Genomic DNA, 24,827 nt, shown 5'->3' with positions numbered 1-24,827 from the left:
ATCCCGGCCAGGAAGGAAGCCCGGATGAAGCGTCGTGAATTTCTGGTCGGAGCCGCGCTGCTGGCCGGCACGATGGCGCGGGCGCGCGCTGCAGACACCCCTGCTCCGTCGTCCGACGGACTCGACCGCATCACAGCGTATTTCGACAACGAGGTGACGAGCGGCCGGCTGCCGGGCGCCGTGGTGCTAGTCCAGCAGCACGGCACGCCGGTCTATCTGAAGACTTTCGGCGTGCGCGACACCAGGACGGGCCTCGCGATGACGCCCGATACGATCTTCGCCATCCACTCCATGACCAAGCCGGTCACGTGCCTTGGCGCGATGATGCTGATCGACGAGGGCAAGCTCGCGCTCACCGACCCCGTGTCGAAATACATTCCCCTCTTTGCCGACACCAAGGTGGGCCTGGAGGTCACCAACCCCGACGGCACCTTGCATCTGGATCTCGTGGCCCCGATCCGTCCCGTCAACATCGAGGATCTGCTGCGGCACACCTCCGGCATCAGCTACGATTATATCGGCGGCAAATGGGTCGAGCAGGCCTACAAGGCCGCCAACATCTTCGAAGGTCAGTTCAACAACAGGGAATTCGCCCAACGAATCGCAAAGCTGCCGCTGGCGCGGCAGCCGGGAACGCTGTGGCGCTACGGTCATTCCACCGACGTGCTCGGCAGCGTCATCGAGATCATCTCGGGCCAGACGCTGTACGCATTCCTCAAGCAGCGCATCTTCGATCCGCTCGGCATGACCAGCACCAAGTTCGCGCTGGCGACAGAGGACGAGCTCGCGCGGATGGCGCGGCCGCTGCCGAACGACAAGATCCTGCTCGCCGGCGAGCGCGACCGCCTCGACCATCCCGAATGGCAGTCCGGCGGCGGCGGGCTGCTCTCGACGATCACCGACTATCAGCGCTTCTCGCAGATGCTGCTCAATGGCGGCGAGTTCGACGGCAAGCGCTATCTGAGCCCCGCCGCGTTCAAGGCCATGACGACCGATCACGTCGGGCCGGGCTCGGGCGTCGGACGCGATTACTTCTATTTTCCGGGCGACGGCTTCGGCTATGGCTATGGCCTCGCGGTGCGGACCGATGCCGGCAACGCCAAACCACCGGCGCCGGGCTCGCTCGGCGAGTTGAAATGGGACAGTGGCAGCGGCACCTATTTCGGCGTCGATCCCAAGCTCGACATGGTCTACCTGCTGATGCAGCAGACCCAGAACGAGCGCAGCCGCATCACGCCCGCCTTCAAGGCGCTGGTCTACGATTGCTACCCGCCCGAGCTACGCCGCCCGTGACGCGTGCTGGCCAAAATCGGCGAGCAGCCTTGCGATCTCGGCGGCGGGCCGCGCCGCGCTGAACAAGAAGCCCTGGACTTCGTTACAGCCTTCGGCGCGCAACCACGCGAGCTGATCCTCGGTCTCGACGCCTTCCGCGGTCGTGGTGATGTTGAGGCTGCGGCCAAGCCCCGAGATCGCGCGAACGATCGCGACGCAATCGGGCCGCCCTGCCAGATCCTTGACGAAGGAGCGGTCGATCTTGATCTTGTCGAAGGGGAAGCTGCGGAGATAGCTGAGGCTGGAATAGCCGGTGCCGAAATCATCCATGGAGATGCTGACGCCGAGCTCGCGCAACTGGTGCAGAATGGCGAGATTGGCATCGGTCTCGGCCAGGAAGATCGACTCGGTGATCTCAAGCTCGAGCCGCTTCGGCGACAGACCGGACTGCGCCAGGGCCGAGATCACGACCTGAACCAGATTGCGGCTGCGGAACTGCGCCGGCGACAGATTGACCGCGACCTTGACCTCGACAGGCCATTTCACCGCTTCAGAGCAGGCCTCGCGCAGCACCCACTCACCGAGTTGGGTGATCAGGCCGATGTCCTCGGCGACCGGAATGAACTCCGCCGGCGAGATCATGCCCTTGTCGGGGTGATGCCAGCGCAGCAGCGACTCGAAGCCGGAGATGCGGTCGGAGGCGATCGATACCAGCGGCTGGTAGTGCAGCTCGAATTCGCCATTCGCAAACGCGCGGCGCAGATCGAGCTCCATGTCACGGCGCTTCTGCGCCTGCAGATCCATCTCGCGCTCGAAGAAATGATGCACGCCGCCGCCGTCAGACTTCGCCCGGTACAACGCCATATCGGCGTTGCGCATCAACTCTTCCGACGTCGTACCGTCGCCCGGCGACAGGGCGATGCCGATGCTGGCGCCGATCACCATCTCCTGCCCGTCGATCTCATAGGACGCCTTCAGCATGTCGATCAGCAAGCCCGCGCAGGCGCTGGCCTCGTTGGGCGAGACGTCGGCCGCCAGGATCACCGCGAACTCGTCGCCGCCGAGCCGGGCCGCGAGATTGGCGCCCCGGACCGCGGTGCTCAAACGGGCCGCAACCTCCTTCAACAGGCGATCGCCCACCGGATGACCGAAGGAATCGTTGATGTTCTTGAACAGGTCCAGATCGATGTAGAGCACGCCGACCCGCTTTCCGGCGGCCTGGTCGAGCGCCTGCTTCAGGCGCTCCTGGAAATATTCGCGGTTCGGCAGATCGGTGAGCCCGTCATGGTGCGCCATGTGGGCGATCCGCGCCTCGGCCTTGCGCCGTTCGGTGATGTCGACCACCGCGACCAGATAGCCGTCGCGATCGTCGAAGGCGACGCGGCGGCCGAAGGTCAGCACCTCGATCTCGCTGCCGTCGGCACGCAGATGCCGCCAGTTGCGCGAGGAGTGATAGGCGTCGCCGATGCGTTCGAGCGCCTCGGCATGGCTGTCCCACTCGTCCTGCGGCCAGATCTCGTGCAGTTTCATGCGCAGGAAGGTGGCGCGGCTGTAGCCGTAATGCTGGACCGCGGCGTCGTTGACGCTGAGAAACTGCTTGCTCGCGGCGTCGAACACCCACATCGGCATCGGGTTGTTGTCGAACAGCAGGCGGAACGAGGCGTCGCGCCGCTTCAACACTGTGACATCCGAAATCGTCAGCGAGACCACGTCGGCAAACGCGGTGGCGCTCAGCCGGAGATGCCGTCCATCGCTCTCGATCTCGAGCTGCTCGCCGCGACCGCCGGAGACGGCCTTGAGCAGGAATTCCAGGACTTCAACCGAGGCCAGCAACGTGTCTCCCTCGCCGATCCGGCGCCACAACAAGTCCGCGCCTTCGGCCTTCAGCAGCAGGCCCGCACTCCTGTTGTGGTGCACGATCTGGAGATCGAACGGCTCGCCACCCGCGTCGCGCAGCGTCGCCAGCGAGACCACCGCGTCGTTGGTCGACGCGAAGATCGCGTCCAGGAGATTGTATTGCGCGCCGCGTTCGTTGATGTAGGCGCCGACCAGCGTCGCGCCCCAGCGCGAGGCGGTCGGCAGCGCCAGCACATCGTAGGTCCTGACCATGCCGTCGCGCACGCAATGTGCGCTCGCCTGGTGCGGCCGGCCTTTGGCGAGCGCGCTCGCCGCGGCTTCCGACAGCGCGGTGGCGCAATCGGGCGAGAGCGCGGCGACCGGGATGTCCCAACGCTCTTCGCCGAGCCATTTCTGCACGTAGCGTCCGCTGCGCGACAGTTCGAGCGCGCCATCGCCCTTGAGCAGCGCGATGTGGTCGGCGAGCCGTCCCAGGCTGCCGAGCATCACGTCCTCGTAGCGCGGCAGCCGCTCGCCCGGCTTCAACGCGGCACGCCATTTGCGCTGAAGCACCGGGATGTCGTCGAACATTTCGGCGGCCGGTTTTCCCGACACTTTCTTCGCGGCACTCATGGCAGTCCCCAACGCACTTTCCCGTCGCATCCAATGCAGCCGCGCTTAACGGCGTGTAAAGAGCGCGCGAGTGCGGGTTCCGTTCAGCGATTATGACAGTTTAAAGTCGGGCGTTGGTTAGTGGGCGTTAGAGACTATGACGGTTGTGCGAAGGCGTTGCGTAGGAGGCGCGTGAGACCGAAGCTTTGGCGCACCGCTGCATCAGCATCGTCATTGCGAGCGCAGCGACGCAATCCAGACTGCCCACGCGGAATGACTCTGGATTGCTTCGCTGCGCTCGCAATGACGGAGCGTAGGCAAGAGCGTCGCTCTTAAATTCACATCTCGCTTGTAGGCACACCTTCGCATCCTCGCGGCGTGTTCGCCCGAGCTTTGCTTCGTCGTCTCACCCTCAATTGAAAGAGGGCGCAGGGAAGACCGGGTGCCGGCTGGCACCCGCGGTCCACTGTGCGAAATTGTCGTTAGAACATTGCACAGCGGCATACAGGTGAAGCCAAAACATCCGGCCTTCCCTGCGCAGTGGTTTTACGGCTTATGTCGCGCTCTCCCCGGGGAGCGATGCACTATTGCCCCCGTCGCCTTGCGGATCGCTGATGCGTGTGCCCGGTTGGGCAATCCACATCGCCGCAACGCTTGGCGCACAGACCCCGGGCGCCAGGACCACACGATTTTGCCGTACGCCGATCACACCGGTCGTGTGCGCGACACTTTCGCTCACGGTTGCCCGCCCTGCGAAGCCCTTCGCGCCGATGTGGCTAACGTCCACCGCCGTCCGGCCCGCGTTCGTGACGATCGCGATACGCCCCTCTTCCTTGGGCCGGAGTAGGCGACACATACGCCGTTTCCGAATTTCGATAAAGTGGAATATTTTTGCCGGCGTGCGTTGACTGACAGCTTGGGTGTTTTGCCCGACAGGCACCGCAAGGTCTTGTAGCCCGGATGAGCGAAGCGACATCCGGGATTCCCACCACGGGCTGTCCCGGGTATCGCTTCGCACACCCTGGCTACGGCAGCGTGTCAGGAGCCATCACCCTGCCAATCGCTCGATCACGAGATCGAGCAGCGCGCGCACGCGGGTAAGGCGCTTGAGATCGCGATGATAACCCACAAAAGTGTCGCGGCCGGGTGGCGTCGCCCCGATGTCGAGCGCGACCAGCCGGCGGTCGCGGTCGCCGAGCGGGCGCGGCAGCACCGCGAGCCCGCCGCCGCTCGCGCAAAGCTCCGCCTGCGCCTGCCTGTTGTTGCTGCGCGAGGCGATTTCCATATTCGGCAGCGTGCGCCTCAGCCACAGGGCATCGGGCATGTCGGCGAATTCGGTATTCATGGTCACAACGCGGACACCGCTTCCGTCGCCTGCGCGTGGCGGCTTGCTGCCTTTCTTGCCGTAGAGTGCGTAGGGAATGTGGAGCAGCTTTCGGGAGATCACTTCAGACTCGCTAAACGGTTTGATGCGGAAGACGAGATCAGCCTCGCGGCGCGGCAGGCTGTAGAGGCGCGCATCGGTCAGAAGCTCGACGGTCACCTTGGGATGGCGCTTGCCGAAGGCGGCAATCACCGGCGAGAGTATTGCCGTCCCGAACCAGTCCGACGACGACAGACGCAGCAAGCCATCGAGCTGCGTCTCCGCACCGGACGCACGCCGCTCCAAGGCGAGCGCCTCCTCTTCGATCCGCTCGGCATGGCGCAGCACAGCCGTGCCCTCGTCGGTCAGCACGGAACCATCCGCCGTGCGCTGGAACAGCGTTTGGCCGAGCGACTGTTCGAGCGCGCGAAGTCGCCGTCCCATCGTCGGCTGGGTCTGGCCGATCTTGCGCGCGGCCGCGCCGAGAGTGCCTTGGCGCGCAATCGCCAGGAAGATGCGCAGATCGCTCCAGTCCACCGGAAGCCTCCTCATACAAAAACGCACGGCAATCGTACATTCTCATTCCTTCCCATGCAAAAGTTCATGAGCATATTGGAGGCCATCAACGGAGCAAGACGATCATGACGAGACAATCGACCATGCGCGCGGCCGTCCTGGAGGCCCACAACGCGCCCCAGCGCCTCTCAACGATCTCCAGGCCCGAGATCGGTCCGCGAGACGTGCTGGTGCGAATCCGCGCGAGCGGGATCAATCCGCTCGACACCAAGATCCACGCCGCCGCCGCGGCGCATGCGCGCCATCCGCTGCCTGCGATTCTCGGACTGGATCTCGCCGGCGTGATCGAGCAGACCGGACATGACATCTCGCGGTTCAAGCCGGACGACGAGGTCTATGGCATGACGGGAGGTGTCGGCGGCGTACAGGGATCGCTCGCCGAATTCGCCGCTGTCGACACCGACCTGCTGGCGTTGAAGCCTGCCAATCTCAGCATGCGGGAGGCAGCCGCCCTGCCCCTCATCTTCATCACGGCCTGGGAGGGACTGATTGACCGCGCGGCGCTGAAGGCCGGCCAAAAGGTGTTGATCCATGGCGGCGCAGGCGGCGTCGGCCACATCGCGATCCAGATCGCGCGCGCGTTCGGAGCAGATGTGTTCGCGACCGGCTCGGCATCGCAGCGCGCCACCATCGAAGGTTTTGGCGCGACCTTCATCGATCGCGATACCGCCATCGCGACTTATGTTGCAGAGCATACGGGCGGCCGCGGCTTCGACGTCGTCTACGACACCGTCGGCGGCAAGGTCCTCGACGCCTCGTTCGAAGCCGTACGCCGCTTCGGCCATGTCGTGAGCGCGCTCGGATGGGGTACGCATGGGCTTGCGCCGCTCTCGTTCCGCGCCGCCACCTATTCCGGCGTGTTCACGCTGCTGCCACTGCTGTCAGGCGAAGGCCGCGCGCATCACGGAGAGATCATGTTGGAGGCCACGCGCCTGGTTGAGGCGGGCAAGCTCTTGCCGCTGCTGGATCCGCGGCACTTCACGCTGGAGAGTGTCGATGAAGCCTATGCGCTGATCCGCGATCACGCGACGCAGGGCAAGCTCGTCGTGGATATCTGACGGCGCTGGCAGAGAAGTCTCGTTGCCGGATGGACCGAAGCGCAAGCCGGGCTGCGGAGACGCGCACGTGCCGACGCGACTAGTCCTCGCCGGAGGTCGCCAAGCGATTGCTCAGATGGGCCTGCGACAGCAGAAAGAACAATGCGCGCTCGCCATGATATTTGGCGGACGGCCGGGTGCGCTCGAAGCCATCGGCAAATTTCTTGCCGGATTGGTCGCACACCTGCCACCGCCAGCCGAACCGCTTACGCCTGGTGAGGATCACTTCGAACATGCCGACGAGCTTGGTCCCCTGCTCCTTACCGGTCTCGCAGACGCACGAGCCTGCTCCGGCCTCCCCCGTTGGAGGGATGCCCGACATATAACCCAGCAGGATGGAAAGCGAATGAAATTGATTATCGGAAATAGGTATCTTGCACCGGCTTTGAGGAAGTCGCGGCGCGGCTGGAATAAGCCGGCGGTGCCGGTGTTGATCGGTCCTGCCTGGTAGCGCTGACAAAGCTATTCAAGTCGCAACACCAAACGGCGTAGCGGAGAGAATTCGCCTTCGCACACGTCATGGGACTGGCGGTAATAAGATAAGGGGATCCGTGCGCTGAATGAGAAGTGTTCACTGGGCACGAAGACCAGCTTCGGGCCGCATGCGGCATCACCGCTCAAGCATTACCGCGCGACGACTTCCACTTCGCCGTCGACGCCGTTGACGACGTTGAAGCCGCGCTCGTAGACCTTGCCCTCGTTCTTGGCGATGGCGCGGTATTCGCCTTCGGAGAGCACGACGCGCGGGAAGGCGCCGATCGATTCCTTGATCACGTCGCCGCCCGGGGTCAGCACCGACCAGGCGGTGTTGGCGAGCGCCTCGCCGCCCCTGTCGCTGACGAGCTTGAGCGTGATGACGGCGGCGCGGTGGGTGATGGTGACGTCGGTGAGCTTGCTGACCTGGACGCGGATATCCGAGCGCACCACCGAATTGGCGTCGCCGTAATTCGAGATGATGTAGTAGGTGCCCTCCGGCAGCAGCACGACGTCGCCGGCTGCGACGTTCGGCACCAGGGAGGCGCGCTCGCCGGATTCGAACTGGCTGCCCTTGTAGATCGCGAACGAGATCTGGTTCTGCGGAATGCGACTGGTGCCGACGCGGCCCTCGATGCGCAGGCCGCCGGCCGGCAGCACGAAGGATTCGCGATCGGTCTCGGCCTTCAGGCTGACGGTGCGCACCGCGCTGACCAGGCCAAAGGCGACGTGCACGACGTAATTGCCGGGCGGCAGCACGATGTTTGGCGTGGCATTGCGATCCTCGCGGATCAGCTTGAAGGTGCCGTTCTCGTCGGGACGATCGGCAAACACGCGCCAGACCAGACCGCTGGTGATCGGCGGGGTGTCCTTGCCGTATTTCGCCGTCAGCGACAGCACGCCCTGTCCGGGCACGGCCGCGTTGAGCGGCGCGGCGGACGGCACGGTCGTGACCGCGGGCGGCGGCATGCTGGGCGTGGTCGGCTGCAACAGGGTCGGCGGCAGGCTCGGCGGTCCGGCACCCGGGCCGGAGGGCGGCGCCAGACTGACGGCACCGCCGGGATCGGGCACCGAAGCGGGCGGCACCGGCGGTGGACGATCGGAGAAAAGCTGCGCCTGTGCAGCATTTTGGCCAAGAGTATAGAGGCAGGCAGCAAGGACCAGGGCCGGCAGCAGCGATGCGCTGCGCCGCCATCCGATGATGCCGTCACCCCCGAGAGTCATGCCACCTGCTTTTCACCGAAAACGCGGCAAATTCAAGCCTCTGACTCCCCGAGAAATACGGCCCGACACCGTTTTGGAACCCGGCTGACGCCTGCGTGATTACCCCAAGGGCACCGTCGCTCGCCATACTCCTGCCCCGTGCCCTTCCCAAACCGGCATAAACCATGCTTCGGCCCGGTTCTGGCGGAGCGCGAGTACGGTGCCTAGTCTGATGGCGGGTCCCGGCGTAGGAGAGTTTCGGTGCTGGACATATTGAAGGGTCGGGGTTCGAACAGCGATAAGGTCGCCGAGAAAGTCGGCCTGGGCAGCATCCGCCGGCCGGTGATCGGCCTTGCGCTTGGCGGCGGCGCCGCGCGCGGCTTCGCTCATATCGGCATTATCCGGACCCTGCTTGCCAACGGAATCGTGCCTGACGTCGTGGTCGGCACCTCGATCGGCGCGGTGGTCGGCGGCCTCTATGCGGCCGGCCGGCTCGATACGCTGGAAGAATGGGGCCGCAGCCTGCAAGGGATGCGCAATATCCTTGGCTACCTCGACATCCGCCTCAACGGCTCGGGCCTGATCGGCGGCGAGAAGCTGGCGACCCGGCTCGAGGCTGCCTGCGGCCAGAGCCAGATTGAGGATCTCCCGGTCAAGTTCGCTGCCGTCGCGACCGAGGTCCGCACCGGCCACGAGATCTGGCTGACGCGCGGCCGCGTGGTCGACGCGATGCGCGCCTCCTATGCGCTGCCCGGCATCTTCTCTCCGGTCCTGATCGGCGATCGCTGGCTGGTCGACGGCGCATTGGTGAACCCGGTGCCGGTCTCGGCCGCCCGCGCGCTCGGCGCCGAAATCGTCATCGCCGCAAATCTTTCCAGCGACATCTTCACCTATTCGACGACGGTCTATTCGCACGGCGCGATACCTGAGCCGGTGATCCCCGTGGCCGAAGAGCCGACGTCAAAGCGGCGCTTCCCGAGATTCTTCTCGCCCGAGAAGACGGTGAAGCGCGAGTTCTTCGGCGGCGGCAGCGCCCGGCCCGGCCTCTCTTCGGTGATGGTCGACGCCTTCAACATCATGCAGGACCGCATCACCCGCGCCCGCCTCGCCGGCGATCCGCCCGATATGCTGATCACACCTCGGATCGGCCAATTCGGCTGGTTCGATTTCCACCGCTCCGAGGACCTCATCGCCCTGGGCACCCGCGCTGCCGAGCGCGCGCTGGAGTCCATCCAGGAGGCAATCCACGAACTGGCGCCGGCGCCCGAGGGCACCGCGCCGAAAGCCGACCAGCAGCAGGACTGATCAGGCCGTCTTACTCATCAGGCGGTCTTGATGTAGTCGCGCAGGGCTTCCTGCTCGGACTCGTATTCCTGCACCCGGCGCTTGACGATGTCGCCGATCGAGATCAGGCCGACCACCTTGCCATTGTCGACCACGGGCAGATGGCGGAACTTGCCGGTGGTCATCATCTCCATGAGCTCGGCGACCGTGTCGGTCTCCTTGCAGGTGACGACCTTCCGGGTCATGACCTGAGAGACCGGCTCCTCCAGCGCGCCGGCGCCGCGTTCGCCGATCACTCGCACGATGTCGCGCTCCGACAGGATGCCTTCCAGCCGGCTCTGGTTCATCACCAGCACAGCGCCGATCTTCTTCTCACCGAGCAGTTTGACCGCGACCGCCAGCTTCGCGTCCGGCTCGACGCTCATGATCTGGTGGCCCTTGGTGTTGAGAATCGAACGTACCGTCATTGTCGCCTCCCTGAATCGGAACCGTCCGCTGTTCGCGGTCCGGACTTGTTCTTCGAGTCTTCAACTAACAGTTTCAGCGCCGGTTTCACGCTCGTGCGCTTTGCGAAGCATCGCCGCGAACGGCCTGTCGCTTCGGAACATTCTTCTCGGGAATGATGGATGAATTCGGGCGGCGCCGCAAGCGCCGCTTCAAATACGGTCTGAAATGTCCTGTGATGACGCATCCGCAGCATCGCTTCGCACGCGCGGCACGGGATCGAACAGCGTGAACAGCAAGAGGCCGGCAAGGAAGCCGCCGATATGCGCCTGCCAGGCAACGCTCGTGGTCTCGCTATCGACGCCGATCGCGCCGACGCCAAAGACGATGTTGACGCCAAACCAAACCGCGAGGAAGCCGAGCACTCGCCCGTCGCGCAACGCGCGCGACAGCGGCAGCGCCGGAACTCTTGCGGCGGTATCGGCATCCGATCGGCTGAACGACAGGAAGCTGCCGCGAACGAAGGCGAAGCGGATCGCCGCTGCCATCGCCCCAGACACCGACGCCGAGGCGCCGATCATCGGCGCCACCGCGTGCTCATGAGTGACGAGATGGGCGAGCGCGCCGGCCGCCGCCGTCACCGCGAGGAACAGGAAGAACCTGATGGCGCCAAAGCGCCGCGCCAGCGCGCTGCCGAACGGCAACAGCCACAGCACGTTGAAGCCGAGATGGGTGAGATTGGCGTGCAGCAGCGAATAGGTGACGAAGGTCCAGACCTTGGCGCCGGCACCGCCGGGAATCTCCAGATTGAGTAGCGAGGAATCGTAGCGCTTGGGGATGAAGCCGAAGACGTCGATGGTCCAGTTCTCGAGCTCCGGCGGCAGCAACACCCGCAGATGGATCACCGCGAGCAGGAGGATATAGGCGGTCAGCGCCACGGGCAGCGTCAGGATCGGCTCGCGCGGAGCCTCCTCAACGACGGCCGGCACCCCCAGCGAAGCATCTTGCGACGGAGGATCTTGCGGCGGAGAATTTGGCGGGGAATCCAAGGCGGCTTCGCTTTCAGGCGCGATCGGAGCGACAGTCCTAACGACAGGCCTTGGAGATAGTCGTCTTTGCCCGCCCTGCGCAAGTGCACAAAAGGAAAAGGCAGGGCCCTGGGAAAGCCCTGCCTATCCGTGTCGGACTTCCGGTACCCAGAGAGACGGGAGTATCCCCACCCCTCCCCGCGGCCGGTGACCAAACTGTTTGACGCCTGTGTACAGGCCTCGCCGAGAACCTGGAGCAAAGCGGCGAGGCTTGCGACCGCGGTCACCATAGCAGCGGGGCGGCGCACGGAAAGCGCATAGTTAATTTAACGTTAACGACGCAAAGGCAGCGCCAGAGGCGCCGAAAACGCCGCTGCGGCATGGACGCTGCAAAGCCCCTCCTGCACAACAACACAGGGATCGCGGCTGCACTGAAGCGGGACAGGTTTGTCCCGCGAGGTTGCGCCCCGGGGTAAGCGTTCAGTCATGAAACATCCGTCGAGCCGCGAGTTCTTCGCATATTGGAACGAGAAGCGCGGCACTGCGCGGGCCCCTGACCGCGCCGATATCGATCCGGCCGCCGTGCGCGGCCTGCTCGGCGACATCTTCGTGCTGTCCTGCGAGCCCAATCTCGGCTTCCCGTTCCGCGTCGCCGGCACGCGCGTCTGCGCACTCGCAGGACGCGACCTCAAGGACTCGAGCTTTGCGGCGCTGTTCAACGAGGCCAGCCGCCGCGAGATCGAGGAGATCACGACCATCGTTGCCGACGAGAGCCTCGGCGCAATCGCCGGCGTCACCGCCGCGCGCGAGGACGGCAGCAAGGCGTATCTCGAGCTGCTGCTCCTGCCGTTCAACGCCCGCCCGCATACACCGGTGAGCGTGACAGGCGTGCTCGCGCCGTTCGACGACGAATGCGGCGCGCTTGGCCCGTTCGCCCTCACCTCCTGGCGCTATCTGCACCAGCCGGAAAAACTGCTGCCGCGCGCGATCCGCAAGCTACAGATCGCACGCGGGCTGATGGTGTATGAGGGGCTGCGCTAGCAGTGCATCCCGCTCACGGCATCGCCAGATGCCACGCGCCGTTCAGAAAACCGTCGCCGGTGACGTCGCCGGGCTTGGTATCCTTGGCGAAGGTGTAGAGCGGCTTGCCCTTGTAGGCCCACTGCTTGGAGCCGTCGTCGCGCGTGATGACGGTGTAGCCGTCGGCGGCGGCATCGCTCGCCTCGGCTTTCAGCACCGGCCAGTTGGTCGCGCACGGACCATTGCAGGCCGATTTGCCGTCCGTATCCTTGTCGAAAGTATAGAGCGACATGCCCTTGGCGTCGGTGAGCACATTACCCTTGTCGGTCTTGCCAGTCTTGGTCGGCGGCGCCGCGAAAGCAGCGGGAACCATCGCGAGCGATATTGCGAGCGTGAGCGCGAGGCGGATCGAGGACGTCATGGTATCTCCTGTCATGCAATGGGCTTGCATGGGTAGGACGCCGCGCGAGACGCCGTATTCCTGAGATGTCGGCAAAGATATTTTTCGCTGCACGCATCGGCGCATCGGAATAAACTGGGATGATGGAAACGGAAGGACGGACCGACATGAGCACGCCGCATTGGCGTCTCGCGCGCGCCTCCGATCTGCCGGCGATCAGCAAGATCGCAGCGCGGATCCATCCCGATCTGCCTGAAAGCCTTGAGGTGTTCGCGGAAAAGATACGGCTCTATCCCGATGGCTGCCGCGTGCTTGTCGCGGACGACGGGATCGTCGGCTACGGTCTCGCGCATCCGTGGATGCAGCACCGGATTCCGCCGCTCGACGGCTTCCTCGAGCAACTGCCTGGCGATGCGGATTGCCTCTATTTGCACGACGTCGCCGTGCTGCCCGGCTTTCGCGGCGGCGTTGCGCGCGACTATGTTGCGGATATCGAAGCGCTGGCGCGCGCCTCCGGCATTGCGACTCTCGCACTGGTGTCGGTCTACGCCACGCGGCCGCTGTGGCAGCGCCTCGGCTTTCGGCCGGTCACGGCGGATGCGGAGCTGCGGGCAAAGCTCGCGTCCTACGGCGACAACGCAACCTACATGCTGCGCGATCTCGCTGCGACGTAACGTCCCTGCCCCCCGGCGCAGTTCACGCTGGCGTGAAGCCATTCCCTCGAACCGGGTTCGATCAGCTCTCGTCGAAGAACTGTGCGGGCCGATCTGGTCTCGCCGAAACGAGACCGGAGAATTTCCATGAAACTCACATTGTCGAAAGTTGCTTTGCTTGCATTGGCGGCAACGGCCGCGTTCAGCGCAACCAGCGCCAACGCGGCGCAATTCCGGACCTATGGCTGCGATTCCGCTTTCTTCGAGGGCTGCGGCATCGCGATCGAGCAGCCAACGCCGAGCGGCAGAAGCCGCGTCAGCGTCACTCACGACACCTCGCCCACCTACATGAAGCAGACCGATCCCCGCTACATCTCGTCGATGCGCGATGCCGGCGGTGGTGGCGGAGGTGGTGGTGGCGGAGGCGGCGGCGGTGGCCGCTGAGCCCATCTGACTTTTCAGATGATGTCGCCGGTGCAATCCGGCGGCATCATTGCTGTCCCTGCCGAACAGCGCCCCCTCAACCGCGATGCTTTTTCTTCTTCGGCTTCTTGCTCGGCGCACCTTTTTCAGACCACGGCGTGACCGAAGGTTCGGAATGGCCCGGCTTGGTCTTATGCTTCTTTTTCTTCGCGAATGCCGGAGCGTCGTCGAATTTCGCAGGGCGATCGCCGTGCGGCTTGCCACGTGGCTTGAATTCGCTCTTGTCGCGCGGGCGTTCGCCCTGGCGTTCACGATGATCGCTCTCGCCGCTGTCGCGCCGCGGCGCGGGGGACCGCTGTTCCGAAGGCGCCTGCCGCTGCGGCGCATCCGCCATCGGCTCGAGGCGGATATTGTCTTCCTTGTCTGGACGCTTGATCTTCACGGCGAAGGTTTCCGCGACCCGCTCGGAAATTTCGAACTCGGTCGTGGTGTCCATGATCTTGATCGCGCCAATATCGCCCTTGTCGATGCCGCCACGGCGGCAAATCATCGGCAACAGCCAGCGCGCTTCCGCGTTCTTTTTTCGTCCGATGTTGGCCCGGAACCAGACGCTGCCATCCGCCATGCCATGTTTCGACGACGATTTTCCCGATTTGGGCCGAGCCCTTTCGGGCCGATCATCGCCACGCGAAGCGTCGCGCGGCGTACGAAAATCGTCGCGCGGCGTGCGCGTATCGTTGCGACTGCGATCGTCGCGCGGCCGGCCAGCTCGCTCGCCGGGGTCGAGGATGTCTTCGGGCGACGGCAGCCGCGCGCGATAGAGCCGTGCGAGTGACGCGGCGATCTCCTCAGCCGACCGCTCGGCCAAGAGCGCCTGCGCCAGCGCCAGATCGTCCGCGGTGGTCTCCTCCGTGAACAGCACGTCCTTCATGCGCTCGTGATCGAGCTTGCGGATCTCATCCGGCTGCGGCGCCGTCCCCCAGACCGCGTCGATCCCCGAGACGTTCAGCAGCATTTCCGCACGCCGCCGGCGCACGGGCGGCACCAGCATGACGCTGGTCCCCTTGCGGCCCGCGCGGCCGGTGCGGCCGGAGCGATGCTGCATGACCTCGGCGTCGTTGGGCAGGTCGGCATGAATGACGAGATCGAGGCTCGGCAGATCGATGCCGCGGGCGGCGACGTCGGTCGCCACGCAGACGCGCGAGCGTCCGTCCCGCAGCGACTGCAGCGCCGTGGTTCGCTCATTCTGCGTCAATTCACCTGACAGGGCGACCACGGAGAAGCCGCGCTCCAGCAGCGCCGCCTGCAAATGCCGGACGCCATCGCGCGTGCTGCAGAAGACAAGCGCGCTCGGCGCCTCGTAGAAGCGCAGCACGTTGACGACGGCGTGCTCGGCGTCACCGGGCGCGATCCGGATCGCGCGGTACTCGATGTCGGCATGACCGCCTTCGTCGCCTGCGACCTCGATGCGGAACGCCCGCTGCTGGTACTGCTTGGCGAGCGCGACGATGCCGCGCGGGAACGTCGCCGAGAACATCAGGGTGCGGCGCGTGTCCGGCGTGGTCTTGAGAATGAACTCCATGTCCTCGCGAAAGCCGAGATTGAGCATCTCGTCGGCCTCGTCGAGAACGACCACCTTCAATTCCGAGATGTCGAGACGGCCGCGGCGCAAATGATCGCACAACCGGCCAGGCGTGCCGACGACGATGTGAGCGCCGGCCGCAAGCTCGCGCTGCTCGCGCCTGGGATCCATGCCGCCGACGCAGGAGACGACGCGCCCGCTCGCATGCTCGTACAGCCACGCCAGCTCGCGATGGACCTGCAGGGCAAGCTCGCGGGTCGGCGCCACGATCAGGGCAAGCGGTGCACCCGCCCGCTCGAACCGCTCGGCGTCGCCAAGCAGATCCTTGGCCATGGCCAGGCCATAAGCCAGCGTCTTGCCGGAGCCGGTCTGGGCCGAAACCAGCAGGTCGCGGTCAGCGGCCTCGTCCGTGAGCACGGCGAGCTGAACGGGGGTCGGACGGTCGTAGTTGCGCTCGGCCAAAGCTCGGGCGAGCGGCGGACTCATGGTCGGAAAAGACACGGGATAAACCTTGGTTGGTCCAGGCGCGGAATGTCGAGCCGCGCGACCTGAAACTGCGTAGGCGGCAAATGGTCGAGCCGCACGCGTGGTGATTTGATTTGGAAGGTCTTTACGCCAAGTGCGGGCAAATCACCATGCCTATGACGCATGGCTTTGGTGATGCCGAGAATAAGCTTACCGGTCAGCTCAACCCACTACATCCAGCGTTTTCGAGCCGTTTTGCTGCATATAGCGGGGTCCGGCATCAAAGCCCACCGCCCAGTTCGCAAGCTGGCATGGAGGAGCCACGCGCAGGCCCTAATCTCTGGAGGTCACCAGCCGGCCGAATCCGCCGACCAGCCTGGCTCTGGCCCGCGCAACGGCGTCCTTCGCCGCGCGGCCCAAGGCGCGGACCGCGCGCCAGGCTTCGGTTGCCTGCAGCCATGCCTTGACGTCTGTGAACTTGCCATAGACCCAGGCAAAAGCCGGAATCCGCATCAGCTTGTCACGCGTGAGCTGAAACAGGCGCTCGACCAGCACGAGCTTGAGCAGCTCGCCGACGATGAACGTCGCCGCCCCGCTCACGACCTGACCGGTCGCGGCGAGATAGGCCGCGACGGGCTTGACCGGCTCCAGGATGATCACGGGTACGGAAAACAAGGCGAGCGAGCAATAAGGCGACAGTGATCTGATCCAGCCGCGCAATCGCTTCAATTGGAGATGCCGCCCGATCCAGCGCGAGATCGGCCTCGCCACGGCCATGAAGACCGCATCCACCAGGAAGTAGATGGCGGCCAGGATGTAAGTGACGGGTTTCAGGATTCGCTTCACGATGAACTCTCCCGTGAACTGAAAGCCGCAACCCGGGCCTAAGTTTCACCCCGGCGTGAATAACTCGCGGATTTTCGAGGGAACTTTTCGTGCACAGCCACTGCTCCCGCGTTTCAGATCTCCGCATAGACCTCCAAGAGATTGCCGTCGGGGTCGCGGAAGAACAGCGTCCGATGCCCGAACGACTGGTTTGTTGGCGGGGACAGCAGCGCCACGCCATGGCGTGCGAGTTCGTCGGCACACGCATCGACTTCGGCCGCGGAGACCTTGAAGGCCAGTTGCAGCGAGGCGCTGCCGTGCGGCACCGGCGCATCGCCCGCGGTTCGGCCCGGCTTCGCCAGCGCCAGGGTATTGCTGCCCAAGCCGTACTCGATCCAGTTCGGCGACAGCTCCCGCAGCAGCGGAAACGCGAGAACCTCCTCGTAGAAGCGCCGCATCGCCGCCATGTCGCGCACGAAGATGACGGTGTAGTCGATGGCGCGGATAGCATGGAAGGGCGAGCGCGTGCGATGGGTTGGTTCAGTTGTTTGTTCGTTTGTCATCTCGTCCTTCATTCCAAACGCCGGCTCGTAGCCCGTATGGAGCGTAGCGGAATACGGGGAGCCACAGGCAAGAATCCCGGATTGCGCTGCGCTCCATCCGGGCTACCAGTTTCTCACTCCACCAGCTCCGGCCATGGGACGATGGTCGACTTCACTGTCTTCATCGCCGTCGCATCCCTGACCGCCTGCGCGACGCCCGCTTCCGTGAACGGATAGATCGTCTGCATTTTCAGCCAGGGATATTTGTCCGCCGTGCGATAGAGCATGTCGACGCCGAGCGGCAGATCGTTGCCGGTGAAACCCCAGGAGCCCAGCACGTTGAGGTCCTTGGTGCAGATGCGGTGCCAGGAGGTCTCGATCGAGCCGGCGTCGGTGAACTGGCCCATCTCGACATAGGTGCCGCCGTCGCGCAGCATCTCGATGCCTTCGGGACCAGCTGAGGGGTGGCCCGAGCAATCCATCACCAGATCGGCGCCGAAGCCGCCGACGATCTCGCGCACGCGGGCGATGCGGTCTTGCGGTGACTTCAGTTCGTCGATGTTCACCGTCGCCTCGGCGCCGAACTCACGCGCGAGCTTGAGCCGCGGCTCCTCCGGCGCACCGACGCAGATCACGCGCCCTGCTCCCATCTCCTGCGCGGCGGCGACCGCGAGAATGCCGATCGGGCCCGAGCCCTGGATCACCACGGTGTCGCCCCAGGTGAAACCGCCGGCGCGGCTGGCGCGATTGAAGGCGCGGATGCAGGAGGTCAGCGGCTCCGACAGCGCACCCAGCCGCAGCGACATGTCGTCAGGCAATTTGTAGATCTTGGTGCCCGGCAGCATATCGAGATCGACATAGACATATTCGGCCCAGCCGCCCCACATGTGAGGCGCCTTGTCGAAGCCGAGATAGCGGCCGTAATAGACCGGCGTCAGGCATTTGTTGGCGGTCAGGGGATAATGGATGCAGTAATAGCAGCGGCCGCAGGGCATCAGCGGCGGGATCATCACCTTCGAGCCGACCTTGAGCGGCTTGCTCATGAAGTCCTCGGTGAATTCGTCGCCGCATTCGACGATGATGCCGCCGAGCTCGTGGCCAAGCGTGAACGGCCATGGCAGCGGCTTCGGCCAATGTCCTTTCAGAATGTGCAGGTCCGTGCCGCAGACACCACAGGCGCCGACCTTGATCAACGCGGCCTTTTTGCCCACCTTCGGCCACGGCACGGTGCGGATGACGGGGTCGCTGCCCGGCCCTGCGTGGGTGCAGACGCGGATTTGGTCCATGGCTGTTTCCTCGGTGCCCGTCTGTTATGATTGATTGGTGCGGGCTGAAGCGAAGCGTATGTGAGATGCGCGGTCGTGCCAAGCCGCGGTCTCGTAGCCCGCATGAGCGAAGCGACATGCGGGGCCAGCGTTCCCGGATATCGCTTCGCTCATCCGGGCTACAGTGCCTGCCACACTCACCACCGTCATCCTGAGGTGCGCGCTCTTGCGCGCCTCGAAGGATGGGCTGCGCCCGCCTGTAGCCCATCCTTCGAGGCTTCACCTTGCGATGCGAACACGCATCGCAAGGCTCGCACCTCAGGATGACGGTGGAGCTTGGGGCAGCAGCGCATGGCTGATGTCCAAGCACGCCCAAGTGTCTTGAGCGGCCGCCGGCGAACGTGTAACTCCCGACGAGTCCCACCCAGGTGCCCTCTTGAACCCCCTCCCCCAAAATCCCGTGGTCGCTTCCGGCTCGTTCGCGGCGATGAAGTCGGTGCCGTATCGGCTCCAGTTCATCGCTTACGTGCTGGCGATGATGGCCGATAATATAGAGCACGTGATCAGCTATTGGGTGGTGTTCCAGAAATTCCATTCGCCGGCGCTGGCGGGCTTTGCGGTGCTGTCGCACTGGCTGCCGTTCCTGCTGTTCTCGGTCGCGGTTGGCGGACTGGCCGATCGGGTCGATCCGCGCCGCATCATCCAATGCGGCATGCTGCTGTTCATCGTTGCCTCGGCGGGATGGGGTTTCTTTTTCATCACCGACGCCATCGAGATGTGGCACGCCATGCTGCTGCTGGTGATTCATGGCTGCGCCGGCGTGTTGTGGCAGACCCCGAACCAGCTGCTGCTCTATGATCTCGTCGGTCCCGCCGATCTTCCGAGCGCGGTACGGCTGAATGCGATGGCGCGCTATCTCGGCATTCTGGTCGGACCTGCCGTCGGCGGCATCATCATGCTGACGCTCGGCACCTCGCATGGCATCATTTTCAACACGCTGTTCTACCTGCCGATGCTGCTGTGGCTGTTCTGGGCGCCGGTGCGCGACAGCAGCGTGGCCGTGCGGCGCTTCGCCGTGCGCGGCGTTGCCGACATCATGCTGACCATCCGCGCCATCGGCACCCAGCCGGTGCTGACGGCGATGACGTGGCTTGCCGGCCTCACCTCCTTCATGATCGGCAATGCCTATCACGCCCAGATGCCGGGCTTTGCCGGCGATCTCGGCCACGGCGATCCTGGAATCTCCTACAGCGTGCTGCTCGCGGCTGATGCTGCCGGCGCGCTGCTCGCCGGCATCGCGCTGGAATCCTGGGGACGGCTCAAGGGCACGCCGCGCACCGCGATCATGCTCGCGATGCTGTGGAGCGCGGCGCTGCTCGGCTTCGCCTCGGTGCGGATCTACCCGGTCGCGATCGTGCTGTTGTTCTTTGCAGGCTTCTTCGAGCTGTCGTTCAACACCATGGCGCAGGCGCTGGTGCAGTTGAACGCGCCGTCGGACATTCGCGGCCGTGTCGTCGGCCTCTACAACATGGCCGGGCTCGGGATGCGGGCCTTCAGCGGCATCACGGTCGGACTGTTCGGTGCGGCGATCGGCATTCACTGGTCGCTCGGGCTCTCGGCCGCGGTGCTGCTGGCGCTGCTATGTCTTCTCTATGGGCGCGCGACGAGGAAGACGGCCGGTTGACTCCGGCGTCGCCCCACCGCACGTTCGATACAGGGTTTGGGAGATGAAGCGTTGCGCAATCGCTGGGGCATACTTGCGATCCTGTTCGTCGTTCGCCTCACCATCGCATTCCAGTTCCAGAGCGTGGCCGCGGTCGCGCCGCTGCTGCAGCAGAGCTTCGGCGTCGGGCTCGCCGATATCGGCATCCTGATCGGCCTCTATTTCACGCCAGGCATCGTGCTGGCGCTGCCGGGCGGCGCGATCGGTCGCACCCTCGGCGACAAGCCCACCACGATCGTGGCGCTGCTGCTGATGACGGCGGGCAGCCTCATCATGGCCACGACGGACATCTGGGGCTGGCAGATGGCGGGCCGGCTCGCCTCCGGCGCCGGCGGCGTGCTGCTGACCGTGCAACTCACCAAGATGGGCACCGACTGGTTTGCGGGGAAGGAGATCGCCACCGCGATGGCGATCTTCGTCAACTCCTGGCCGGCGGGCGTTGCGATCTCGCTGCTGGTGCTGCCGGCGATCGGCACCGCCTACGGCGCGGGCGCCGTGTTCCTCGTGGCCGGCGCGCTGACCGCGATCGGCATTGTGCTGATCACGTTCTACCAATCGCCGCCCGGAGCAAGCGCCAGCGCGGCGGGCTCCGGGCGGCTTGATCCGCTCGCGCTCCTGGCGGTGATCGTCGCGGGCGCGATCTGGGGCCTCTATAATGTCGGCTTCGCCATGATCTTCTCGTTCGGCCCCTCGCTGCTCGCCGAGCGCGGCTGGAGCATTGCCGCGGCGGGATCGGCGATCAGCGTCGTGATGTGGCTGTCGGTGATCTCGGTGCCGGCAGGCGGCTATCTCGCCGATCGCTTCAAGCGCCCCTTCGTGCTGGCGATCGCGGCCAGCCTGGTGGTGGCCGGGCTGCTGGCCTGGCTGACCCGGTCCGACGCCGTGATCACGATCCTGGTCCTGATCGGCCTCATCGGCGGCCATCCGGCCGGGCCGATCATGAGCCTGACCGCCCGCGTGCTCGTGCCGGAAACCAGGGCGATCGGGATGGGCGTGTTCTACACTCTCTTCTATGCCGCGATGATGCTGGGGCCGGCGGTGGCGGGCCGGCTCGCCAAATCGGCCGGCACTGCCGCGGTCGCGCTCGACCTCGGCGCGCTGACGGTGCTGGCCTGCCCGCCACTGATGTGGCTTTACGAACGCATTGTGTCTGTTCGTCTTCGCCGCGCCCGATCCTAACGGGGCATTAACCCTGTGCACCTTAGGGTCGTCCCGGACTCCGCCAGGCGGGGGGGTCGGGTTGTGAAAATGGCGTTGGCGCACAAAAAATTTCTTCCGGCCGCCGAGGAACGTCGGCGTTTCCAGCGGGTGAAAGTTCACCTGCTCGGCCGCTACATGCTGCCGGACCGCCGTGAATTTCCCTGCCAGGTGATCAACATGTCGCCGGGCGGGCTGGCGCTGCTGGCCCCCGGCATCGGCAATGTCGGCGACCGCGTGGTCGCCTATCTCGACCATATCGGCCGCGTCGAGGGCAAGATCACCCGCATCATCGACAATGGCTTCGCCATGACCGTCGGTGCCACGCCGCGAAAGCGCGACAAGCTTGCGGCACAGCTGACCTGGCTCGCCAACCGCGACATCCTCAATTTGCCGGAAGACCGCCGCCACGATCGTATCGTGCCGCGCAACCCGATCGCGGTGCTGACGCTCGAGGACGGAACCAAGATGACCTGCCGCATCATCGACCTCTCGCTCTCGGGCGCGGCCATCGCCGCCGAGAACCGCCCCCCGCTGAAATCGACGGTTCTGCTCGGCCGGGTGCAGGGTCGCGTGGTCCGAAACCTCGAAGACGGCTTCGCGCTCGAGTTCATGCATTCGCAGCCAATTGAAACTCTCGAAGAGAGCGTTACCGCGCGGTAAAGCGCGAAGGCACCAAAACCACTGCATTTCCAGCCCTGAAGGCGGCCTCCGCGATGCGGACGCCGCCTTTTTCATGGGTCGTGACCGGCCTGGCGCGGGTTAACGCGGAGGCTGCGGGTGCGTGCAAACAACGGTTCCGCCAGCGTTTCCGCGTTAATCGATAAAATTTGAATCAATTGCAGTCATATCGAATTTTATTCAAGTTTGACTCAAGTATAGATCGAATTTTCCGCGTGTTTTACTTGCATTCGTCTCGACTTGACTTGGCTGACTTAGCGGCAACTCAAAAGCTCCCTGCGCAATGTGGTCCCAACAAGAAACGGGGGCCGCAATGTTTGATTTCAGGGGACAGGGGAAGGGAATGGCGCTGGCCGCCATGCTCTTCGGAATGAGCGCGGCAGCGCAGGCCGGCGAAAGCCGTCTGCTCTACGCAAGCCTCGGCGACACCACGCGTGCGCCGATCGGCTGGGTCGAGTTCTGTGCGGATAATGCCGCTCAGTGCCAGGGCGCACCGACGCAAGCGCGCGACATCGTGATGTCGCAGGCTGCATGGCGCGACCTCGTCAAGGTCAATCGCTGGGTCAACGAGACCGTCAAGCCTTTGACCGACCAGGAGCACTGGGGCGTGATCGAAAAGTGGTCGCTGCCGTCCGACGGTTACGGCGACTGTGAAGACTACGTACTGTTGAAGCGCAAGATGCTGATCGATGCCGGATGGCCGCGCGAGGCCCTGCTCATCACCGTCGTGCGCGACAAGAAGGGCGAAGGACACGCGGTGCTGACGGTGAAGACCGACAAGGGCGAGTTCGTTCTCGACAATCAGAACGAGAACGTCGTTGCCTGGACGGAGACCGGCTATCGCTTCGTCAAGCGCCAGTCGCAGAGCGATCCCAACGTCTGGGTCTCGCTCGGCGACACCAAGCCGGCGGTCTCCACCGCCAGCGCGAGAGATCAGTAGAGACAAACGAAAGAGATACGCGACCCGGTCACATCCCCACCCCTCCCCGTCCCAGACCGGTTCGCGCGCGGCCAGCCATCCCCCAATGGCTGGCCGCAACTTTTCAAGGATGTACTTCGCTCAGTCCTGCGGCGTCTGCCGCGACCAGGGCACGCGCGCGGCGGTGAAATCGCGCCACGTGCTTTGCAAGGCAGGCTGCACTCCGATCGACGCGCGCGCCTGCCAGCCGGCGATCGCCGCCGCAGCGATGGCACCCTCGGGCTCGGCACCAAGCCGGTCCAGCAATGATGCAGTCACCGCCATGTCGTTGAAGGCGCCGAGCTGCTCCTGCAAACCGGCGAGCCTGCGCGAGAATTTTCGCGCGAATTTGCGGTCCACGAACAGCGGCAGCAGAAACTCGCTGAGATAGCGCAGCCGCTTGGTCGCCAGCCGCACGCGGTGCAGACCTTCGGCGGAAAGCGACTTAAAGCGGCGGCCGCGCCTGAGCACCTTCGCATATTGCTCCGACAGAATGCGCTGCGCGAAATTGACGGCGGGTTCGGCGAGTTGGCCGAGATCCTCAGCGGCGACGTCGTTGCGCCAGCCCCGCGTCTCGATCCAGCTGCCGAGGCCGAGCAGGAATATGGCGCAGCGGCGATCTTCGAGCGCGTCATGCGCCTTGCGATAGGCGTCGGACTGACGCCCGGCCGCGGCCCGGCCCAACGCATCGAAGCCCGCGACCGACGGACAGGCCTTTGCGATCGTCGGCAAGGTCTCGATCCGGAACACGTCCCAGTCGCGCGCGGCGGAGAGGTCTTGCGCGAGCCATCTGGCTTCCGACCGCAGCGCGTCGAGATTGCTGAGCGCGCCGACCGACCGCATCAGGTCCAGCGCCGATCGAAGCCGGCGCAGCGAGACGCGCAGCTGATGGACGCCTTCCGGATTGCGGCCGTCCTCGGCCGCCGGCACCGACTGAAGCAAATGGAGGAAGCAGGAGCGCAGGATCGTCGCGAACGCCTCGTCCAATGTCACTGACGGATCGAGACGAAGTTTTCGCGGACGTCGCGCCGAGGGCGGTGTGTCGTCGGCAAGATCGAAGCCGCGTGCCGATTTGGGGCGGATGGACGGCTTTACGTCACCGTGCTCCGCGAGTCGCAGCGCGATCTCGTAGATCGCGCTCGCGCTGCCGCTCTTGAGTTCCAACTCGATCTCGCTCACCGGCAGTGAACGATCGCCGGCCGTCAACTCGCCCCGGTCGAAGGCGATCTCGACCGTGCCTGACGGCAGGTCGATCAACCGCGCATGGCGATGGACATCGGCGGTGAAGACGGCTTCGAGCGGCTGCGCTTCCAGGTGGCCGCGAAGCTTCTCGGGAATGAAAGGCATTGCCAAAGCGAGATCGGGTGCAAGCGAAGGTACGCTCGCCTCCCACTCACCGCGGCGGAGCGGATCGTCTACCACATCGGTCTTCACGGTTTGCACGAAGCGCGCACCGCTCCGACGAACCCGCAAGCTCAAGCCGTTGCGACGCAACGTCCGCTCCGGCGTGTCGTAATAGACGGACTTGAGATGTTTGCGCGTGCCCTTGTTGCGCGCGTTCGCCGCGATGACGGGGGCGGCATTGAAATGCGCCATGCGATCGGCATCGACGAGAAGCTTGAGTTCGATCTCGCCGGCGGCAGGCGCGGCGCCGCTCGACGGGAGTGGTTCCGTTGCCGGTTCCGCGTCCTGCGATGGCATCTGATCGCTCACAGGTTCCGCGACGAGCTCGGCGGGTTCACGCTGCCTCAAAAAGCCGGCGATGACTTGCGTTCTCCTGTTGTCCTTCGCAACAGGACTCCCATCCCGCGCGCTCGAAACCTTGCGAACCGGCGTTGCGTCTGACTTCAGCATTTACAGGTTCATGACAGTTCGATGACGGAGCGTCCTCCTATAGCTGGTGC

22 protein-coding genes are annotated in these 24,827 nt (G+C 64.8%); 10 read left to right on the top strand and 12 right to left on the bottom strand.

What is annotated here, in order from left to right; translation table 11 throughout:
• The first annotated feature begins 24 nt into the window (after positions 1 to 24).
• Positions 25 to 1,293 (top strand): serine hydrolase domain-containing protein, encoded by a 1,269-nt coding sequence (locus ABIC03_RS12860; RefSeq protein WP_354058515.1) that lies wholly within the window; start codon positions 25 to 27, stop codon positions 1,291 to 1,293.
• Here ABIC03_RS12860 and ABIC03_RS12855 read toward each other — a convergent pair.
• Together ABIC03_RS12855 and ABIC03_RS12850 are read right to left on the bottom strand one after the other, a co-directional pair.
• Positions 1,279 to 3,741, bottom strand: coding sequence for a putative bifunctional diguanylate cyclase/phosphodiesterase (locus ABIC03_RS12855; RefSeq protein WP_354058513.1), 2,463 nt, complete (start codon positions 3,739 to 3,741; stop codon positions 1,279 to 1,281). The two genes, ABIC03_RS12860 and ABIC03_RS12855, sit on opposite strands and share 15 nt — an antisense overlap.
• Before the next feature lie 1,027 nt (positions 3,742 to 4,768).
• On the bottom strand, positions 4,769 to 5,620 hold the full coding sequence (locus tag ABIC03_RS12850) for a LysR family transcriptional regulator (RefSeq protein WP_354058509.1): 852 nt from the start codon (positions 5,618 to 5,620) through the stop codon (positions 4,769 to 4,771).
• A gap of 104 nt (positions 5,621 to 5,724) precedes the next feature.
• Here ABIC03_RS12850 and ABIC03_RS12845 point away from each other — a divergent pair, with 104 nt between their 5' ends.
• The gene (locus ABIC03_RS12845) at positions 5,725 to 6,717 is read left to right on the top strand and encodes a zinc-dependent alcohol dehydrogenase family protein (protein WP_354058507.1); all 993 of its coding nucleotides are present in this window, start codon (positions 5,725 to 5,727) and stop codon (positions 6,715 to 6,717) included.
• A gap of 79 nt (positions 6,718 to 6,796) precedes the next feature.
• Here the strand turns inward: ABIC03_RS12845 and ABIC03_RS12840 are convergent, their stop codons facing one another.
• Positions 6,797 to 7,216 carry a hypothetical protein gene (locus ABIC03_RS12840; protein ID WP_354058505.1) on the bottom strand — a complete coding sequence of 140 codons (420 nt, stop codon included), beginning with the start codon at positions 7,214 to 7,216 and terminating at the stop codon, positions 6,797 to 6,799.
• Positions 7,217 to 7,380: 164 nt separating this feature from the next.
• Positions 7,381 to 8,454: an RgsD C-terminal domain-containing protein gene (locus tag ABIC03_RS12835; RefSeq protein WP_275168388.1), complete on the bottom strand. Its 1,074-nt coding sequence runs from the start codon at positions 8,452 to 8,454 to the stop codon at positions 7,381 to 7,383.
• Positions 8,455 to 8,694: 240 nt separating this feature from the next.
• On the opposite strand from ABIC03_RS12835, the gene ABIC03_RS12830 reads away from it, so the two are divergent.
• Positions 8,695 to 9,738, top strand: coding sequence for a patatin-like phospholipase family protein (locus tag ABIC03_RS12830; RefSeq protein ID WP_354058503.1), 1,044 nt, complete (start codon positions 8,695 to 8,697; stop codon positions 9,736 to 9,738).
• Between the two features lie 17 nt (positions 9,739 to 9,755).
• Here the strand turns inward: ABIC03_RS12830 and ABIC03_RS12825 are convergent, their stop codons facing one another.
• Both ABIC03_RS12825 and ABIC03_RS12820 read right to left on the bottom strand, forming a co-directional pair.
• Positions 9,756 to 10,184, bottom strand: coding sequence for a CBS domain-containing protein (locus ABIC03_RS12825; protein ID WP_007611784.1), 429 nt, complete (start codon positions 10,182 to 10,184; stop codon positions 9,756 to 9,758).
• A 189-nt stretch (positions 10,185 to 10,373) separates the two neighbouring features.
• Positions 10,374 to 11,210 (bottom strand): rhomboid family intramembrane serine protease, encoded by an 837-nt coding sequence (locus ABIC03_RS12820; RefSeq protein WP_502916881.1) that lies wholly within the window; start codon positions 11,208 to 11,210, stop codon positions 10,374 to 10,376.
• 465 nt (positions 11,211 to 11,675) lie between these two features.
• On the opposite strand from ABIC03_RS12820, the gene ABIC03_RS12815 reads away from it, so the two are divergent.
• Positions 11,676 to 12,230: a PAS domain-containing protein gene (locus tag ABIC03_RS12815; RefSeq protein WP_275168392.1), complete on the top strand. Its 555-nt coding sequence runs from the start codon at positions 11,676 to 11,678 to the stop codon at positions 12,228 to 12,230.
• Between the two features lie 13 nt (positions 12,231 to 12,243).
• On the opposite strand, the gene ABIC03_RS12810 is transcribed toward ABIC03_RS12815, so the two are convergent.
• Positions 12,244 to 12,630: a COG4315 family predicted lipoprotein gene (locus ABIC03_RS12810; RefSeq protein ID WP_354058498.1), complete on the bottom strand. Its 387-nt coding sequence runs from the start codon at positions 12,628 to 12,630 to the stop codon at positions 12,244 to 12,246.
• Between the two features lie 146 nt (positions 12,631 to 12,776).
• Between ABIC03_RS12810 and ABIC03_RS12805 the strand changes: the two genes are divergently transcribed.
• Both ABIC03_RS12805 and ABIC03_RS12800 read left to right on the top strand, forming a co-directional pair.
• On the top strand, positions 12,777 to 13,283 hold the full coding sequence (locus ABIC03_RS12805) for a GNAT family N-acetyltransferase (protein WP_354058496.1): 507 nt from the start codon (positions 12,777 to 12,779) through the stop codon (positions 13,281 to 13,283).
• 126 nt (positions 13,284 to 13,409) lie between these two features.
• Entirely contained in the window at positions 13,410 to 13,706 is a 297-nt protein-coding gene (locus ABIC03_RS12800; protein WP_354058494.1) for a hypothetical protein, read from the top strand.
• A gap of 76 nt (positions 13,707 to 13,782) precedes the next feature.
• Here the strand turns inward: ABIC03_RS12800 and ABIC03_RS12795 are convergent, their stop codons facing one another.
• The 4 genes from ABIC03_RS12795 to ABIC03_RS12780 form a co-directional block, all read right to left on the bottom strand.
• A complete protein-coding gene (locus ABIC03_RS12795; RefSeq protein WP_354059635.1) occupies positions 13,783 to 15,753 on the bottom strand; it encodes a DEAD/DEAH box helicase in 1,971 nt (656 codons plus the stop codon).
• Between the two features lie 312 nt (positions 15,754 to 16,065).
• Positions 16,066 to 16,578: a hypothetical protein gene (locus ABIC03_RS12790; protein ID WP_354058492.1), complete on the bottom strand. Its 513-nt coding sequence runs from the start codon at positions 16,576 to 16,578 to the stop codon at positions 16,066 to 16,068.
• A 113-nt stretch (positions 16,579 to 16,691) separates the two neighbouring features.
• Positions 16,692 to 17,132 carry a VOC family protein gene (locus ABIC03_RS12785; protein WP_354058490.1) on the bottom strand — a complete coding sequence of 147 codons (441 nt, stop codon included), beginning with the start codon at positions 17,130 to 17,132 and terminating at the stop codon, positions 16,692 to 16,694.
• A gap of 101 nt (positions 17,133 to 17,233) precedes the next feature.
• Positions 17,234 to 18,385, bottom strand: coding sequence for a zinc-binding dehydrogenase (locus tag ABIC03_RS12780; RefSeq protein WP_354058488.1), 1,152 nt, complete (start codon positions 18,383 to 18,385; stop codon positions 17,234 to 17,236).
• Between the two features lie 415 nt (positions 18,386 to 18,800).
• Here ABIC03_RS12780 and ABIC03_RS12775 point away from each other — a divergent pair, with 415 nt between their 5' ends.
• The 4 genes from ABIC03_RS12775 (at position 18,801) to ABIC03_RS12760 (ending at position 22,905) form a co-directional block, all read left to right on the top strand.
• Positions 18,801 to 20,048 (top strand): MFS transporter, encoded by a 1,248-nt coding sequence (locus tag ABIC03_RS12775; protein WP_354058486.1) that lies wholly within the window; start codon positions 18,801 to 18,803, stop codon positions 20,046 to 20,048.
• A 51-nt stretch (positions 20,049 to 20,099) separates the two neighbouring features.
• The gene (locus ABIC03_RS12770; RefSeq protein ID WP_354058484.1) at positions 20,100 to 21,266 is read left to right on the top strand and encodes an MFS transporter; all 1,167 of its coding nucleotides are present in this window, start codon (positions 20,100 to 20,102) and stop codon (positions 21,264 to 21,266) included.
• Positions 21,267 to 21,335: 69 nt separating this feature from the next.
• Positions 21,336 to 21,947, top strand: a complete 612-nt coding sequence (locus tag ABIC03_RS12765) for a PilZ domain-containing protein (RefSeq protein ID WP_007602573.1) — start codon at positions 21,336 to 21,338, stop codon at positions 21,945 to 21,947.
• 331 nt (positions 21,948 to 22,278) lie between these two features.
• Positions 22,279 to 22,905: a transglutaminase-like cysteine peptidase gene (locus ABIC03_RS12760; RefSeq protein WP_275174679.1), complete on the top strand. Its 627-nt coding sequence runs from the start codon at positions 22,279 to 22,281 to the stop codon at positions 22,903 to 22,905.
• Positions 22,906 to 23,025: 120 nt separating this feature from the next.
• On the opposite strand, the gene ABIC03_RS12755 is transcribed toward ABIC03_RS12760, so the two are convergent.
• Entirely contained in the window at positions 23,026 to 24,777 is a 1,752-nt protein-coding gene (locus tag ABIC03_RS12755) for a CYTH and CHAD domain-containing protein (protein WP_354058481.1), read from the bottom strand.
• Positions 24,778 to 24,827: the final 50 nt, after the last annotated feature.

It is taken from the genome of Bradyrhizobium sp. RT6a, from assembly GCF_040547675.1.
Lineage (GTDB): Bacteria > Pseudomonadota > Alphaproteobacteria > Rhizobiales > Xanthobacteraceae > Bradyrhizobium.
The sequence above is the reverse complement of the archived record's forward strand: the minus strand, read 5'-3'. Positions and strand labels throughout refer to the sequence as shown.